Annotated in this window: 14 protein-coding genes; 12 read left to right on the top strand and 2 right to left on the bottom strand. The window is 50.3% G+C overall.

The window, feature by feature from the left end; genetic code table 11:
* The first annotated feature begins 182 nt into the window (after positions 1-182).
* From glmS to phoU, 11 genes are all read left to right on the top strand, one after another.
* On the top strand, positions 183-2,012 hold the full coding sequence (gene glmS / locus FDW96_RS14915) for a glutamine--fructose-6-phosphate transaminase (isomerizing) (RefSeq protein ID WP_003023813.1): 1,830 nt from the start codon (positions 183-185) through the stop codon (positions 2,010-2,012).
* Between the two features lie 464 nt (positions 2,013-2,476).
* Positions 2,477-3,052, top strand: coding sequence for a chaperone-usher fimbrial major subunit (locus FDW96_RS14910; protein ID WP_042311410.1), 576 nt, complete (start codon positions 2,477-2,479; stop codon positions 3,050-3,052).
* Positions 3,053-3,161: 109 nt separating this feature from the next.
* On the top strand, positions 3,162-3,848 hold the full coding sequence (locus FDW96_RS14905; RefSeq protein WP_077949306.1) for a fimbrial chaperone: 687 nt from the start codon (positions 3,162-3,164) through the stop codon (positions 3,846-3,848).
* A gap of 21 nt (positions 3,849-3,869) precedes the next feature.
* Positions 3,870-6,404, top strand: coding sequence for a fimbria/pilus outer membrane usher protein (locus tag FDW96_RS14900; RefSeq protein WP_137365893.1), 2,535 nt, complete (start codon positions 3,870-3,872; stop codon positions 6,402-6,404).
* 11 nt (positions 6,405-6,415) lie between these two features.
* Positions 6,416-7,483: a fimbrial protein StgD gene (gene stgD, locus FDW96_RS14895; RefSeq protein WP_137349178.1), complete on the top strand. Its 1,068-nt coding sequence runs from the start codon at positions 6,416-6,418 to the stop codon at positions 7,481-7,483.
* 33 nt (positions 7,484-7,516) lie between these two features.
* Positions 7,517-8,092 (top strand): chaperone-usher fimbrial major subunit, encoded by a 576-nt coding sequence (locus FDW96_RS14890; protein WP_137349177.1) that lies wholly within the window; start codon positions 7,517-7,519, stop codon positions 8,090-8,092.
* 235 nt (positions 8,093-8,327) lie between these two features.
* Positions 8,328-9,368 (top strand): phosphate ABC transporter substrate-binding protein PstS, encoded by a 1,041-nt coding sequence (gene pstS / locus FDW96_RS14885; RefSeq protein ID WP_042311421.1) that lies wholly within the window; start codon positions 8,328-8,330, stop codon positions 9,366-9,368.
* Positions 9,369-9,560: 192 nt separating this feature from the next.
* Positions 9,561-10,520 (top strand): phosphate ABC transporter permease PstC, encoded by a 960-nt coding sequence (pstC, locus tag FDW96_RS14880; protein WP_038635761.1) that lies wholly within the window; start codon positions 9,561-9,563, stop codon positions 10,518-10,520.
* Positions 10,520-11,410: a phosphate ABC transporter permease PstA gene (gene pstA / locus FDW96_RS14875; RefSeq protein ID WP_003827037.1), complete on the top strand. Its 891-nt coding sequence runs from the start codon at positions 10,520-10,522 to the stop codon at positions 11,408-11,410. The genes pstC and pstA overlap by 1 nt, the downstream gene beginning before the upstream one ends.
* Positions 11,411-11,456: 46 nt before the next feature.
* Positions 11,457-12,230, top strand: a complete 774-nt coding sequence (pstB, locus tag FDW96_RS14870; protein ID WP_003023821.1) for a phosphate ABC transporter ATP-binding protein PstB — start codon at positions 11,457-11,459, stop codon at positions 12,228-12,230.
* Between the two features lie 14 nt (positions 12,231-12,244).
* Positions 12,245-12,970: a phosphate signaling complex protein PhoU gene (gene phoU, locus FDW96_RS14865; protein ID WP_038635754.1), complete on the top strand. Its 726-nt coding sequence runs from the start codon at positions 12,245-12,247 to the stop codon at positions 12,968-12,970.
* A 52-nt stretch (positions 12,971-13,022) separates the two neighbouring features.
* On the opposite strand, the gene yieH is transcribed toward phoU, so the two are convergent.
* Entirely contained in the window at positions 13,023-13,688 is a 666-nt protein-coding gene (gene yieH / locus FDW96_RS14860) for a 6-phosphogluconate phosphatase (protein WP_042311423.1), read from the bottom strand.
* Positions 13,689-13,855: 167 nt separating this feature from the next.
* Here yieH and adeP point away from each other — a divergent pair, with 167 nt between their 5' ends.
* A complete protein-coding gene (gene adeP / locus FDW96_RS14855; RefSeq protein ID WP_006687753.1) occupies positions 13,856-15,193 on the top strand; it encodes an adenine permease AdeP in 1,338 nt (445 codons plus the stop codon).
* Positions 15,194-15,249: 56 nt separating this feature from the next.
* On the opposite strand, the gene FDW96_RS14850 is transcribed toward adeP, so the two are convergent.
* Positions 15,250-15,816, bottom strand: a complete 567-nt coding sequence (locus tag FDW96_RS14850; RefSeq protein WP_042311425.1) for an NADPH-dependent FMN reductase — start codon at positions 15,814-15,816, stop codon at positions 15,250-15,252.
* Positions 15,817-15,839: the final 23 nt, after the last annotated feature.

Below are 15,839 nucleotides of genomic sequence, written 5' to 3'. Positions count from 1 at the left end.
ACGGGTATTACCCAAAGTATTTCGCGCTGTAGCAAGGCGGCAAGCTTGGGAATCTACGGGAGCTTACTAAAGTAAGTGACCGTAGTGAGCAAGCGTAGCCAACGTAGCTACGGAGTGAAAGACGAAGGGGAAACAGGTCAGCGACAACGACAGGCTAATGCCTAAATTCGGAATCAAAAAATATGTGTGGAATTGTTGGCGCTATCGCGCAGCGTGATGTAGCTGAAATCCTTCTCGAAGGTTTACGTCGTCTGGAATATCGTGGTTATGACTCTGCTGGTCTGGCCGTTGTCGATGCTGAAGGCAATATGACTCGCCTGCGTCGTCTGGGTAAAGTGCAGATGCTGACTGCAGCGGCGGAAGAACATCCGCTGCATGGCGGTACCGGTATCGCTCATACCCGTTGGGCGACCCACGGAGAACCTTCAGAAGCGAACGCGCATCCCCATGTTTCTGAACACATTGTCGTGGTGCATAACGGCATCATTGAAAACCATGAACCGCTGCGTGAACTGCTGAAAACGCGTGGTTACACCTTTGTTTCTGAAACCGACACCGAAGTGATTGCTCACCTGGTGCACTGGGAGCTGGAACAGGGTGGTACGCTGCGTGAAGCCGTACTGCGTACTATTCCGCAACTGCGTGGTGCCTACGGCACGGTGATCATGGATACCCGTAACCCGGAAACGCTGCTGGCTGCTCGTTCTGGTAGCCCGCTGGTGATTGGTCTGGGTATGGGGGAAAACTTTATTGCTTCCGATCAGCTGGCGCTGCTGCCGGTAACCCGTCGCTTTATCTTCCTGGAAGAGGGTGACATCGCGGAAGTGACCCGTCGTTCGGTCTCTATTTTCGACAAGTCTGGCGCGGAAGTGAAACGTCAGGATATCGAATCGAACCTGCAATATGACGCGGGCGAAAAAGGTATTTATCGCCACTACATGCAGAAAGAGATCTACGAACAGCCGAACGCGATTAAAAATACGTTGACCGGGCGCATTAGCCACGGTGAAGTGGATTTAAGCGAGCTGGGCTCGCGTGCTAATGAGCTGCTGTCTCAGGTTGAACATATCCAGATTATCGCCTGTGGTACGTCATACAACTCCGGTATGGTGTCCCGCTATTGGTTTGAATCGCTGGCGGGTATTCCTTGTGATGTCGAAATCGCCTCTGAATTCCGCTATCGCAAATCTGCCGTGCGTCGTAACAGCCTGATGATCACCCTTTCCCAGTCTGGTGAAACGGCGGATACCCTGGCGGGTCTGCGTTTGTCTAAAGAGCTGGGCTATCTGGGCTCGCTGGCAATCTGTAACGTACCGGGATCTTCTCTGGTGCGCGAATCCGACCTGGCGATGATGACCAATGCCGGTACCGAAATCGGTGTGGCCTCCACGAAAGCCTTTACCACTCAGTTGACCGTTCTGCTGATGCTGGTGGCGAAACTGTCTCGTCTGAAAGGCCTGGATGCGTCTATTGAGCAGGAGATCGTTCATGGTCTGCAGGCGCTGCCGAGCCGTATTGAGCAGATGCTCTCCCAGGACAAACGCATTGCCGCTCTGGCGGAAGGTTTCTCTGACAAACACCATGCGCTGTTCCTGGGCCGTGGCGATCAGTACCCGATTGCGCTGGAAGGCGCGCTGAAGCTGAAAGAGATCTCTTATATTCACGCTGAAGCTTATGCCGCAGGCGAACTGAAGCATGGTCCGCTGGCGCTGATCGATGCGGATATGCCAGTTATCGTGGTCGCACCGAACAACGAACTGCTGGAAAAACTGAAATCCAACATTGAAGAAGTTCGTGCCCGCGGCGGTCAGCTGTACGTCTTTGCCGATCAGGATGCTGGCTTTACCAGTAGCGAAAACATGCACATCATCGAGATGCCGCATGTGGAAGAGGTAATAGCGCCGATCTTCTACACCGTTCCACTGCAACTGCTGGCGTATCACGTGGCGCTGATTAAAGGTACCGACGTGGACCAGCCGCGTAACCTGGCGAAGTCGGTTACCGTAGAGTAATTGTTCACCAACAAAAGCTGCTGAGAAATCAGCAGCTTTTTTTATATCTGTCTGTCATATTTCTTTGTCTCCCCTGTCATTTTTTGTTACAAACATCCTGTTTTTTATATTTATTTGCCTAGATAATTTTATACTTAATTTCGTTTATCTGGTGAATGTATTTTATTTGTTAAAGTGCGCAAGAAATAATCATTTTTAGGTTGTTGCAGAATAATGATATTGATGAATTCTTAATTTTATAGACTGATGTATTTAAAATAGCCATTTTTGTATATCATGAAAAATAATATTTAATAAATGATGTATTGTTTATATTTATTTATTGATTTATAACAGCCCGGATTGATAATAAATTTATTGTAATCCTTATTCTTAAGTGTAATCTTCGCCGCCGTAAGGATGGTGTGTTTTATTATTGAAATATAAGTAAAGCACAGGGATATAATATTATTAATGGGGTTATAATGAAACTTAATTTAATTGCAGGTGCGCTGGTTCTGTCTTCCACAGTATTTGCTGGTAATGTTCTTGCATCTGACGGTACCGTTCACTTCCTTGGCGAAGTAGTTGACAGCACCTGTCAGGTCACGCCACAAACCGCTGATCAAAACGTTAATTTAGGCAAAGTTAACAAAACGGCATTTGCTGGCGTGGGAAGTACCGCTGCACCTACCGAATTCCATATCGATCTGACCGGGTGCCCGGCCACGTATACCAAGGCTGCCGTTCGTTTTGATGGTAATGAAGCTTCTGACGGTAATGGCGACCTGGCTATCGGTAACCCTGCTAATGGCTCTACCCCTGGTGATTACACAGGTACTGGCGCAGCCATCGCGGCATCTGGCGTAGCGATCCGTATTTACAACCGCGCGGATAACTCTCAGGTTAAACTGTACAACGATTCTGCATACAGCACGATTGATACCACAGCGGGTACGGCTTCCATGAAGTTTATCGCTCGTTATATTGCCACTAACGCAACCGTCACAGCGGGTACTGCTAACGCAGATTCTCAGTTTACGGTTGAATATCAAAAATAAGATTCGTTCTTTTTAATCGTCTTTTATTAATTTATTGACGCCTGTCATTATGAACAACTGTGGTTGTATAAATGTCTGGCGTCTTTTTTATCCAGGGATGAGTATGTTTATGTTTGCTCGTGGAATAAAAATATTTATTCTGGCACTCCTGTGCCTTAATCTTCCCTCTGCTTTGGCAGGTATTGTTGTCGGTGGAACTCGCGTCATCTTTCATGGCAGCGAGCCTGACTCTACTATTTCTATTTACAATAAAGAAGTTGATTTGCCTTATCTAATACAAGTATGGGTTGATCCTTTCAGTAAGGATGATAAGAGCAAACCACCTTTTACCGTAATTCCTCCTGTTTCTCGTCTTGAGCCGAGTCAGGAAAAAGTGCTGCGCATTATTAAAACAGCAGGTGAGTTGCCAAAGGATCGTGAATCTGTTTTTTGGTTTAACGTGAAAAACATTCCGCCATCCAGTAAAAATAAAGATAGCAGTACGCTTGAGATCGCAATTAAAACGCGTATCAAGTTATTCTGGCGCCCGGCCTCTATTACGCTTATCCCTGAAAAAGCGGTAGCTAAAGTCAAATGGTATCGGCAGGGAAGTAAACTGGTTGTAGAAAATAATAGTCCTATTCATATGAATATCATGGATGTCTCTGTAGATGGTAAAGATATTCCATTGAATATGATAAAGCCTTTTGAAAAATTAACGCTGGATTTACCTGCTGGTGTTGCGGGTCACTCTTTAGTCTGGCGTTTTATTAATGATTATGGCGCGATTAGTAGCCCTGTTAAGCAAGCGCTTTAGTTTTGCGATAAGGATATCTTGATGATTCACCCTCGTCTTTGCCTCGTCTTGATTTCAGGTGCATATCTAAGTATCGCTTTCCCGACAATGGCCAGTGAAACGCTGTTTAACCCTGGTTTGCTGGAAATCGATCACCCCGTGGACGTGGATATTCATCAGTTTAACCGTTCCAACGCGTTGCCGCCGGGCGATTATAAGGTCGATATCGTCATTAACGGGAAACTGTTTGAACGACGGGATGTGACCTTTGTGCAGGATCAACCGGATGCCGACCTGCATCCCTGCTTTGTCGCGGTTAAGGAGGTATTGTCGTCGTATGGTGTCAAGGTAGACGCAGTGAAAGGTTTGCAGGATGTCGATAATACAGCCTGCGTGAATCCCGTTCCGTTAATTGGTGGCTCTACCTGGTTATTAGATGCAAATAAGCTGGCGTTAAATATATCTGTTCCACAGATCTATCTGAACACGGCGGCCTATGACTATATCAGCCCATCACGCTGGGATGAGGGCATCAATGCGATGATGGTCAATTATGATTTTTCCGGATCGCACACGGTAAAGTCTAATTACGACAATGGGAACGATGACTCTTATTATCTGAACCTGCGTAATGGGATTAACCTGGGGGCATGGCGGTTGCGTAACTACAGTACGCTAAGCGCTACTGGCAGCGACACGGAATATCACTCCATCAGTAGCTATGTCCAGCGCGATATCGCCGCGCTGCGCAGCCAGATTATGGTCGGCGACACCTGGACGGCGAGTGATGTCTTTGACAGCGCCCAGATCCGCGGGGTCAGACTCTATACCGACGATGACATGCTACCGTCGAGCCAGAACGGGTTTGCGCCAGTGGTTCGCGGGGTGGCGAAAAGTAACGCCACTGTTATCATCCGGCAGAATAAATATGTCATTTATCAGTCAGCCGTGCCGCAGGGCGCTTTCGAGATCACCGACCTGAACACCACCAGCGGCGGCGGCGATCTTGATGTCACCATAAAAGAAGAAGACGGTAGCGAGCAGCACTTTACCCAGCCGTACGCGTCGCTGGCGATACTGAAGCGTGAAGGCCAGACCGATTTTGATATTAGCGTCGGTGAAATGCGCGATGAAAGCGGATTTACCCCTAACGTCGTTCAGGCGCAGGTGTTGCATGGCCTGCCATGGGGATTAACGCTCTATGGCGGCACGCAGGTTGCGGAAGATTATGCTTCCGCCGCGCTTGGTATGGGTAAAGATATGGGGTCGATCGGGGCCGTATCGTTTGATGTGACCCACGCCCGTTCACACTTTGACGATGGTGATAATGAAAGCGGCCAGTCCTGGCGTTTTCTCTACTCCAAACGTTTTGATGATACCGACACCAGTTTCCGTCTGGTGGGGTACCGTTATTCCACGGAAGGCTATTACACCCTCGGCGAGTGGGCATCGCGGCAGGACAACAGCTCTGATTTCTGGGAGACGGGCAACCGCCGTAGCCGCGTGGAAGGAACCTGGACGCAATCATTTGGCCCCGGTTTTGGCAATATTTATCTGACATTAAGCCGTCAGCAATACTGGCAAACGGATGAAGTCGAGCGCCTGGTGCAGTTTGGCTATAGCAACAGCTGGCGGCGAATTTCGTGGAACGCGTCGTGGAACTATACCGACTCTGCGAATCGTTCTTCCGGTAGCAATAATAAAAACGACAACGATGACAGCGATCACGAACAGATATTCATGCTGACGGTTTCCATCCCGCTTTCAGGGGCGATGGAGAGCAGCTACGTTAACTACTCGATGACGCAAAATAATCATAACGACAGCACAATGCAGGCTGGCGTTGGCGGCACATTGCTGGAGGGCCACAATCTTTCCTATAACGTGCAGGAATCCTGGACCAGCTCACCGGAAGATACCTATGGCGGGAATGCCAGCATGGGATATGACGGTACTTATGGTTCAGTAAACGGCGGTTATGCCTGGAGCCGTGATTCACAGACGCTGAACTATGGTGCGCGCGGCGGCATCCTGGTTCACAGCGGCGGTGTGACCTTCTCGCAGGAGTTGGGGGAAACCGTCGCGCTGGTGGAAGCGCCGGGCGCTGATGGCCTTACCGTAGAAAACACGACCGGGGTTGCTACAGACTGGCGGGGCTATACGGTGAAAACGCAGCTTAACCCGTACGACGAAAACCGCGTGGCAATTGACAGCAACTATTTTGCCAAAGCCAATATTGAGCTGGATAGCACTGTAGTCAATCTGGTGCCAACGCGCGGCGCCGTGGTGAAAGCAGCGTTTGTAACGCATGTCGGTTATCGCGTGTTGTTTAATGTGATGCAGTCGAATGGCAAACCTGCGCCGTTTGGCGCGATGGCGTCGGCGGAGCTGGATTCTGGAACGGTAACCGGGATTGTCGGCGATAACGGCGAACTCTATTTGTCGGGGATGCCGGAAAACGGTCGTTTCACCCTAAGCTGGGGCGGTGATAAAGCAACAACATGTGCTGTTAATTATACGCTGGGTAATAAACCAGAGAATGCTGAACTGGTGCAGCAAGCCGTCACTTGCCAATAAGGAATTTAATTATGCGTTTATGGACAATAATATTATCTTCTTGCTTTATGGTTCTGATTTCACCTGTTTGCCGGGCTGGCGATGGTATTTGTCATACGGACAAAGGGACTTATATTTATGACCTTAATCTCAATAACGCCAAGATTCCTGCAGAAAAAAATAAAGCCGGAACAGAAGTCAGGGATCTGGAGACATTAACATCGTCACAATCGTATTTGGTTAGCTGTAGCTGTCTGACCCACTTTTCATCGATATTTCGTAATATTTATTATACCGCCCGTTCGCCTTTGAGTATTGATACCACTAAAAACGGTTACACGTACTATACGCTCAACGATAACCTGAGTATTGCAACGTCGATTAAGGTTCATGGGCGAGGCCTTATTGCGGTTCCCTTTGAGGCTGAACCTAATGTGGTCATCGAGGGGACCGGTTGTTATACCGATACCGTTGAGGGCGATGCTGCAACGCTGGATACCGGGTCTGAAGTCAAAGTCTCTTTCCTTATTAATAAACCGTTTGTTGGTCAGGTCGCCATTCCTGGCTCTATTGTGGCTGATTTATACGGGGGGCTTGATGCTAGCTCCTCCGTTGCCAGCACCGACAAACTGGCAGAAATCAGAATTGTTGGCGATATCGTGGCGCCGCAGAGTTGTGAAATTGATTCCGGCCAGGTGATAGAGGTGAATTTCGGTAAGATCCCCGTAGCGGATTTTTCGACAACGCAAGGCACCGCTGCTGCAGGCCATAAAGTGACCAAAACGGTTCAGGTGAAATGTACCGGAATGTTGGATGAGAATATCGTCTATTCAACATTTAATGCGGATCCCGTTGATTCCAGCGCAAATATGATGAAAGTCCTGGGTAATGATGATGTCGGAATTATGATTTATGACAAATGGGATCAGATGGTTAAGGTGACAGGCGGAAAAATGGATATGGATATGGGCGTCAATAATGCCGGCGCCGAGACTAACTCTTTGACTTTTTCTGCCGCGCCTGCCAGCGCGACGGGAGCACGGCCTCAACCTGGTACATTTGAAGCCTACGCAACGATCACGCTGGAAATAACGAACTAATCTAATCCTATTTTATTAATAACGGGAATCAACATGATGAAAGGAATACTAAAAACGACGCTAGTGGTATCTTCATTTTTTATGGCAGGAAATACGCTGGCTTCTGATGGCACCGTACATTTTCTCGGTGAAGTTATTGACAGCGCCTGTGAAGTAACTGCAGATACCGCTAATCAGAATGTGGCATTAGGTAAAGTCAACAGAACCGCATTTTCAGGTATAGGTTCTACCGCGATGCAGACCGAATTTCATATCCGTCTTGAGAAATGCCCTGATACCTATAGTAAAGCGGCGGTTCGTTTTGACGGTACAGAAGCGGCTAACGGTAATGGCGATCTGGCGATTGGTACTCCGGTTGCTGGGGCAAGTCCTGGCGATTATACGGGGACTGGCCAGGCCGTTGCCGCGTCGGGGGTGGCTATCCGCATTTATAATCTGGGCGATGGTTCACAGGTGCCATTGTACACAACGTCTAAGAGCGCTGATATTGATCCTGTTGCCGGAACGGCAGATATGCAATTTATGGCTCGCTACATTGCTATCAGCGATACCATCATGCCGGGCACCGCCAACGCTGACTCCGAATTTACGATTGAATATACAAAATAACAATTGCGTTCACACACCGATCTCCTGGCGACTGTTTTGTGACAGTCGCTGTCATACGTCTTTAACATCTCTGTTTTTCATGTTTAAAAATATCCTTAAAATTCAAATGGTTGTAAGTTAATTTTATCTGTCATAAAACTGTCATATTTCGTACATTTAACTGTCACCTGTTTGTCCTATTTTGCTCACAGTAGCAACTCAAACAACAATTTACGAAAACCGTGCAGGAGACATTATGAAAGTTATGCGTACCACTGTCGCAACTGTTGTCGCCGCGACCTTATCCATGAGCGCGTTCTCTGCCTTTGCCGCAGCGAGCCTGACGGGTGCAGGTGCAACTTTTCCTGCGCCAGTGTATGCCAAATGGGCAGATACCTATCAGAAAGAGACCGGTAGCAAAGTAAACTACCAGGGTATCGGCTCCTCCGGTGGTGTAAAACAAATCACTGCGAATACCGTTGATTTTGGTGCCTCAGATGCGCCGCTGTCTGACGAAAAACTCAATCAAGAAGGTCTGTTCCAGTTCCCGACCGTGATCGGCGGTGTAGTGCTGGCGGTGAATATCCCTGGCCTGAAATCCGGCGAGCTGGTGCTTGACGGCAAAACGCTGGGTGACATTTACCTCGGCAAAATTAAGAAGTGGGATGATGAAGCCATCACCAAACTGAACCCGGGTCTGAAGCTGCCTTCGCAGAATATCGCCGTTGTGCGCCGTGCTGACGGTTCAGGTACTTCGTTCGTTTTCACCAGCTACCTGGCAAAAGTGAATGAAGAGTGGAAATCGAAAATTGGTTCCGGTTCTACCGTTAACTGGCCGACCGGCCTGGGCGGTAAAGGGAATGACGGTATCGCCGCATTCGTACAACGTCTGCCTGGCTCTATCGGCTACGTTGAGTACGCTTACGCTAAGCAGAACAACCTGGCTTACACCAAACTGGTTTCTGCCGATGGCAAACCGGTAAGCCCGACCGAAGAGAACTTTGCTAACGCTGCGAAAGGTGCTGACTGGAGCAAAACCTTCGCTCAGGATCTAACCAACCAGAAAGGTGACGATGCGTGGCCAATCACTTCCACCACCTTCATCCTGGTGCATAAAGAGCAGAAGAAACCTGAGCAGGGCGCTGAAGTGCTGAAGTTCTTCGACTGGGCGTACAAAAATGGCGGCAAACAGGCTAATGACCTGGATTATGCCAGCCTGCCGGACAGCGTGGTTGAGCAGGTTCGTGCTGCATGGAAAACCAACGTGAAAGACAGCAGCGGTAAAGCGCTGTACTAAATACCCGTCATACTTCGAGCCGCAGCTGTGTTGGCTGTGCTTGTTCACCCCAGTCACATAGTAAATCTATGCTCCTGGGGATTCACAAGCTTGCCGCCTTGCTGCAACTCGGATTATTTAGGGTATGGCATTACGTTAGCCGGGAAGCACGATAAAATGCTTGCTTCCTGGCCCAAACTTAAAGAGTGATTTATGGCTGCAACAAAGCCTGCTTTTAACCCACCGGGTAAAAAGGGTGACATGATATTCAGCGCGCTGGTAAAACTGGCTGCGCTGATTGTGCTATTGATGTTGGGTGGCATTATTGTCTCTCTGGTTATCTCCTCCTGGCCAAGCATTCAGAAATTTGGTTTCTCCTTCCTGTGGACCAAAGAATGGGATGCGCCAAATGATATCTACGGTGCATTAGTACCGATTTACGGTACGCTGGTCACCTCGCTTATCGCACTGCTGATTGCCGTTCCGGTGAGTTTCGGCATTGCTTTATTCCTGACTGAACTTGCACCTGGCTGGCTGCGTCGCCCGCTGGGTATCGCTATTGAACTGCTGGCGGCAATTCCAAGTATCGTGTACGGCATGTGGGGCCTGTTTATTTTTGCTCCGCTGTTTGCGACTTATTTCCAGGAACCGGTCGGGAACATCCTTTCCAACATTCCGTTTGTTGGCGCGCTGTTTGCTGGTCCGGCGTTTGGTATTGGGATTCTGGCTGCGGGTGTGATCCTCGCCATCATGATTATTCCTTACATTGCGGCGGTTATGCGCGATGTGTTCGAACAAACGCCAGTGCTGATGAAAGAGTCAGCCTACGGCATCGGTTGTACCACCTGGGAAGTTATCTGGCGCATCGTCCTCCCGTTCACCAAAAATGGCGTGATCGGCGGCGTGATGTTGGGTCTGGGCCGTGCACTTGGTGAGACTATGGCGGTGACCTTTATCATCGGTAACACCTATCAGCTCGACAGTGCCTCGCTGTACATGCCTGGCAACAGTATTACCTCTGCGCTGGCGAATGAATTTGCCGAAGCGGAATCAGGGCTGCACGTTGCTGCGTTGATGGAGTTGGGGCTGATTCTGTTTGTGATCACCTTCATCGTACTGGCTGCGTCTAAGTTCATGATCATGCGCCTTGCGAAGAACGAGGGGGCACGCTAATGGCTACGCTTGAAATGCAAAACACCACTGCGCTTGCGGAATCCCGCCGTAAAATGCAGGCGCGTCGCCGCCTGAAGAACCGTATCGCCCTGACGCTCTCTATGGCGACCATGGCGTTCGGTCTGTTCTGGCTGATCTGGATCCTGATGTCCACGATTACCCGTGGTATTGACGGTATGTCTCTGGCGCTGTTCACCGAAATGACGCCGCCGCCGAATACGGCTGGTGGTGGTCTGGCGAACGCTCTGGCCGGTAGCGGACTGTTGATCCTGTGGGCGACCGTGTTTGGCACCCCGCTGGGTATTATGGCGGGCATCTACCTGGCTGAGTACGGGCGTAAGTCCTGGCTGGCTGAGGTCATCCGCTTTATCAATGACATCCTGCTTTCTGCGCCATCAATTGTGGTCGGTCTGTTCGTTTACACCATTGTGGTCGCAAAAATGGAACACTTCTCCGGCTGGGCGGGCGTTATCGCGCTGGCGCTGCTGCAGGTGCCCATTGTGATTCGTACCACGGAGAACATGCTCAAACTGGTGCCGGACAGCCTGCGTGAAGCTGCCTATGCGCTGGGTACACCGAAGTGGAAGATGATTTCTGCGATCACCCTGAAGGCATCTGTCTCGGGCATTATTACAGGTGTCCTGCTGGCCATTGCGCGTATTGCCGGTGAAACGGCTCCGCTGCTGTTTACATCGCTCTCCAATCAGTTCTGGAGCACCGACATGATGCAGCCTATCGCCAACCTGCCGGTCACTATCTTTAAGTTTGCGATGAGTCCATTTGCTGAGTGGCAGCAACTGGCCTGGGCTGGGGTACTGATTATTACCCTGTGCGTACTGCTGCTGAACATTCTGGCGCGCGTCATTTTCGCGAAGAAGAAACACGGTTAATTTTTACGGCGTGGCTGATGCGGCGCCGGATGAGGAATAGATTGAAATGAGTATGGTTGATACTGCTCCGGGTAAGATTCAGGTTCGTGATTTGAACTTCTACTATGGCAAATTCCATGCCCTGAAGAACATCAACCTGGATATTGCTAAAAACCAGGTTACGGCGTTTATCGGGCCGTCAGGCTGTGGTAAATCGACGCTGCTTCGTACGTTCAACAAAATGTTTGAGCTGTACCCGGAACAGCGTGCGGAAGGTGAAATCCTGCTGGATGGCGACAATATTCTCACCAATACCCAGGATATCGCGCTGCTGCGTGCCAAAGTGGGGATGGTATTCCAGAAGCCGACGCCGTTCCCGATGTCCATCTACGACAACATCGCGTTTGGCGTGCGTCTGTTTGAGAAGCTCTCTCGTGCGGATATGGACGAGCGTGTGCAGTGGGCATTGACCAAGGCCGCATTGTGGAACGAAACCAAAGATAAATTACATCAGAGTGGGTACTCTCTCTCTGGTGGTCAGCAGCAGCGTCTGTGCATTGCGCGTGGCATCGCCATTCGCCCGGAAGTGCTTCTGCTGGATGAGCCATGTTCAGCGCTCGACCCGATCTCTACCGGGCGTATCGAAGAGCTGATCACCGAGCTGAAAGAGGATTACACCGTTGTTATCGTGACCCACAACATGCAGCAGGCGGCACGTTGTTCCGATCACACGGCATTTATGTACCTGGGCGAGTTGATTGAGTTCAGCAACACGGACGATCTGTTCACCAAGCCCGCGAAGAAACAAACTGAAGACTACATCACCGGTCGTTACGGCTGATTCAGGAGCTTGTTGTGGATAACCTTAACCTAAATAAACATATTTCCGGCCAGTTCAATGCCGAACTGGAAAGCATCCGTACCCAGGTGATGACCATGGGCGGCATGGTCGAGCAGCAGCTTTCTGATGCGATTACCGCCATGCATAACCAGGACAGCGAGCTGGCGAAGCGCGTCATTGAAGGCGATAAGAACGTCAACATGATGGAAGTGGCGATCGACGAAGCCTGCGTGCGTATTATTGCCAAACGTCAGCCGACCGCCAGCGACCTGCGCCTGGTGATGGCGATTATCAAAACCATCGCTGAGCTGGAGCGTATTGGCGACGTGGCGGACAAAATTTGTCGCACCGCGCTGGAGAAATTCTCGCATCAGCATCAGCCGCTGCTGGTCAGCCTGGAATCACTGGGCCGCCACACTGTGCAGATGCTGCATGACGTGCTGGATGCGTTTGCGCGTATGGATCTGGACGAAGCGGTACGTATTTATCGTGAAGATAAGAAAGTTGACCAGGAATATGAAGGCATCGTGCGTCAGCTGATGACCTATATGATGGAAGACCCGCGTACTATCCCAAGCGTGCTTACCGCGCTGTTTTGCGCCCGTTCCATCGAGCGTATCGGTGACCGTTGCCAGAATATCTGTGAATACATCTTCTACTTCGTGAAGGGACAAGATTTCCGTCACGTAGGTGGAGATGAACTGGATAAGCTGCTGGCGGGCAAAGATCCGAAAGAGTAATAAAAACGTAGAAACTAGGCCGGATCAGCGTTAGCGCCATCCGGCATTTCAGTTAACGCGTAATATCCCATCCGCGCGCTTTCCACAATTCCGGCAACTGTGCCAAATCGGTAAAAGTCGTCACTTTTGGATGATCGATCGGTTTGTTGTGCGGATCGGCGCAGAAATAGAATACTTCCATTCCCGCAGCAATCCCCGCCTGCGCGCCGGCACTGGAATCATCGACCAGAATGCAGTTCTCAACGTTGACGTCCATCGCTTTTGCCGCATGGAACATCAGGTCCGGATCGGGCTTCCAGCGTTGAATATCGTAACCGCTGAACAATAAATCAGGAAAATGGTGCAACATGCCCAGCTTACCCAGCGAATGCTGCATTTTACTGACTGGACCGTTGGACACTACACACATGGGCACCGTCATACTGTCCAGTAGCGCATTAGCGCCAGCGATCACTTCCAGTTCCGTATCGAACAGACGTGCGACCTCAGCGCGGTAAACCGGTTCTAAATCGGCTTTTGCCAGTTCGACACCGTGCTCTTCGTTGATAATGTCGATGATCTCGTACAGCTTTACCCCTTTGAAGCGTTTAAAAATTTCTTCAAGATCGAGCGTAATGCCGAACGCCTGGAACATGCTGATATACGCGCGAGAACAAATCACTTCACTGTCGACAAGGGTACCGTCACAGTCAAAAAATACGGCTTCTATCTGGGACATGTCATTTCCATTTTAACAAGTTTAACGTTTTCGTAATGCATTATTGGGCCACGCAATCGTTGCCGTATAAGCAAAATCAATGAAAAAAGTTGCTCATAACTCAACCCTATTGTCGCATTTTGGTATAGGATAGCGACGAATTTTCCCTCCTTGTTCGGAAATTGATAATGAGTCAACAACACACAACCCAGGCTTCTGGCCAGGGGATGCTGGAACGCGTGTTCAAACTGCGCGAACATGGCACGACGGCACGGACCGAAGTGATCGCCGGTTTAACGACCTTCCTGACGATGGTGTATATCGTTTTTGTTAACCCGCAAATTCTTGGCGTAGCTGGCATGGATACCAGCGCCGTCTTCGTTACCACCTGTCTTATTGCTGCTTTTGGTAGCATCCTGATGGGCCTGTTTGCCAACCTGCCGGTCGCACTTGCGCCTGCAATGGGCCTGAACGCATTCTTTGCTTTCGTGGTCGTTGGCGCGATGGGCCTCTCCTGGCAGATTGGTATGGGCGCTATCTTCTGGGGCGCAGTAGGTCTGCTGCTGCTGACAATTTTCCGCGTACGTTACTGGATGATTGCTAATATCCCGGTTAGCCTGCGCGTGGGGATCACCAGCGGTATTGGTCTGTTCATCGGCATGATGGGGCTGAAAAACGCTGGTGTTATCGTGGCGAACAAAGACACGCTGGTGTCCATCGGCAACCTGACGTCTCACAGCGTGCTGCTCGGTATTCTGGGCTTCTTTATTATCGCGATTCTGGCGTCACGCAACATTCATGCGGCGGTGCTGATCTCCATCATTGTTACCACGTTACTGGGCTGGATGCTGGGCGATGTGCATTACAACGGTATCGTCTCTGCGCCACCGAGCGTGATGTCCGTTATTGGCCATGTCGATCTGGCCGGTTCGTTTAATATTGGCCTGGCGGGGGTGATTTTTTCATTCATGCTGGTCAACCTGTTCGACTCCTCCGGTACGCTGATTGGCGTTACGGATAAAGCCGGTCTGGCGGATGCGAAGGGCAAGTTCCCGCGTATGAAGCAGGCGTTGTATGTAGATAGCGTGTCATCTGTCACCGGCGCGTTTATCGGTACTTCTTCCGTTACCGCGTATATTGAATCTTCTTCCGGGGTTTCTGTCGGCGGACGTACTGGGCTTACCGCCGTGGTTGTCGGCCTGCTGTTCCTGCTGGTTATCTTCCTGTCGCCGCTGGCGGGAATGGTGCCGGGCTATGCCGCGGCCGGTGCGCTGATTTACGTCGGTGTGCTGATGACATCAAGCCTGTCGCGCGTGAAGTGGGATGACCTGACAGAAGCGGTTCCTGCGTTCATTACCGCCGTGATGATGCCGTTTAGCTTCTCGATTACCGAAGGTATCGCGCTGGGCTTTATTTCCTACTGCGTGATGAAAATCGGGACCGGACGTTTGCGCGATCTCAGCCCGTGCGTCATCGTTGTCGCGCTGCTGTTTGTGCTGAAGATTGTGTTTATCGACGCGCACTGATCGCTGTTTATTTGGTTTTAGAAAGACAAGCCCGGCAAATCGCCGGGCTTTTTCGTTTACGCTTTCACGCGCTGAATATACTCGCCAAATGCGGTCAGTTGACCGGTAAGATGGTCCAGCGTGCTTTGGTCGATGACTTCACCCGTCTGCGGGTCCACCTTGTTCTGAATGACGCCGCCCATAAATTCCGGCTTGTTCATCACCATGGCGTCGAGGAACACCAGGATCTGACGCAGATGGTACTGACAGCGCGCGCCGCCAATAGCGCCCATTGAGCTGGTCTGAATCAGTACCGGCTTGCCAGATAATGGCTGATCGGGCAGGCGGGACAGCCAGTCGATGGCGTTTTTCAATCCGCCAGGAACAGAATAGTTATATTCTGGTGTCACGATAACAACACCATCAGCTTTCCTGATTTGCTCTGCCAGCGCTTCTACGCTGGCCGGGAAACCTTCTTCCTGCTGGAGGTCGGCATCATACAGCGGGATATCACCAATCGACGGTAACGCGCTCACTTCCATTCCTGCGGGCGCAATTTTAGGCAGCGTGCGGGCAACCATGCCGTTAAACGAACCTTTGCGCAGACTTCCCAGTAACGTAACAACATTCAATGTTTCAGACATGGTGACTCCTGTTTCATCATGAA

The organism is Citrobacter sp. TBCS-15 (assembly GCF_005280815.1).
Classification (GTDB): Bacteria; Pseudomonadota; Gammaproteobacteria; order Enterobacterales; family Enterobacteriaceae; genus Citrobacter; species Citrobacter werkmanii.
Note: the sequence above shows the minus strand (reverse complement) of the source record. Positions and strands in the feature narration are given on the sequence as shown.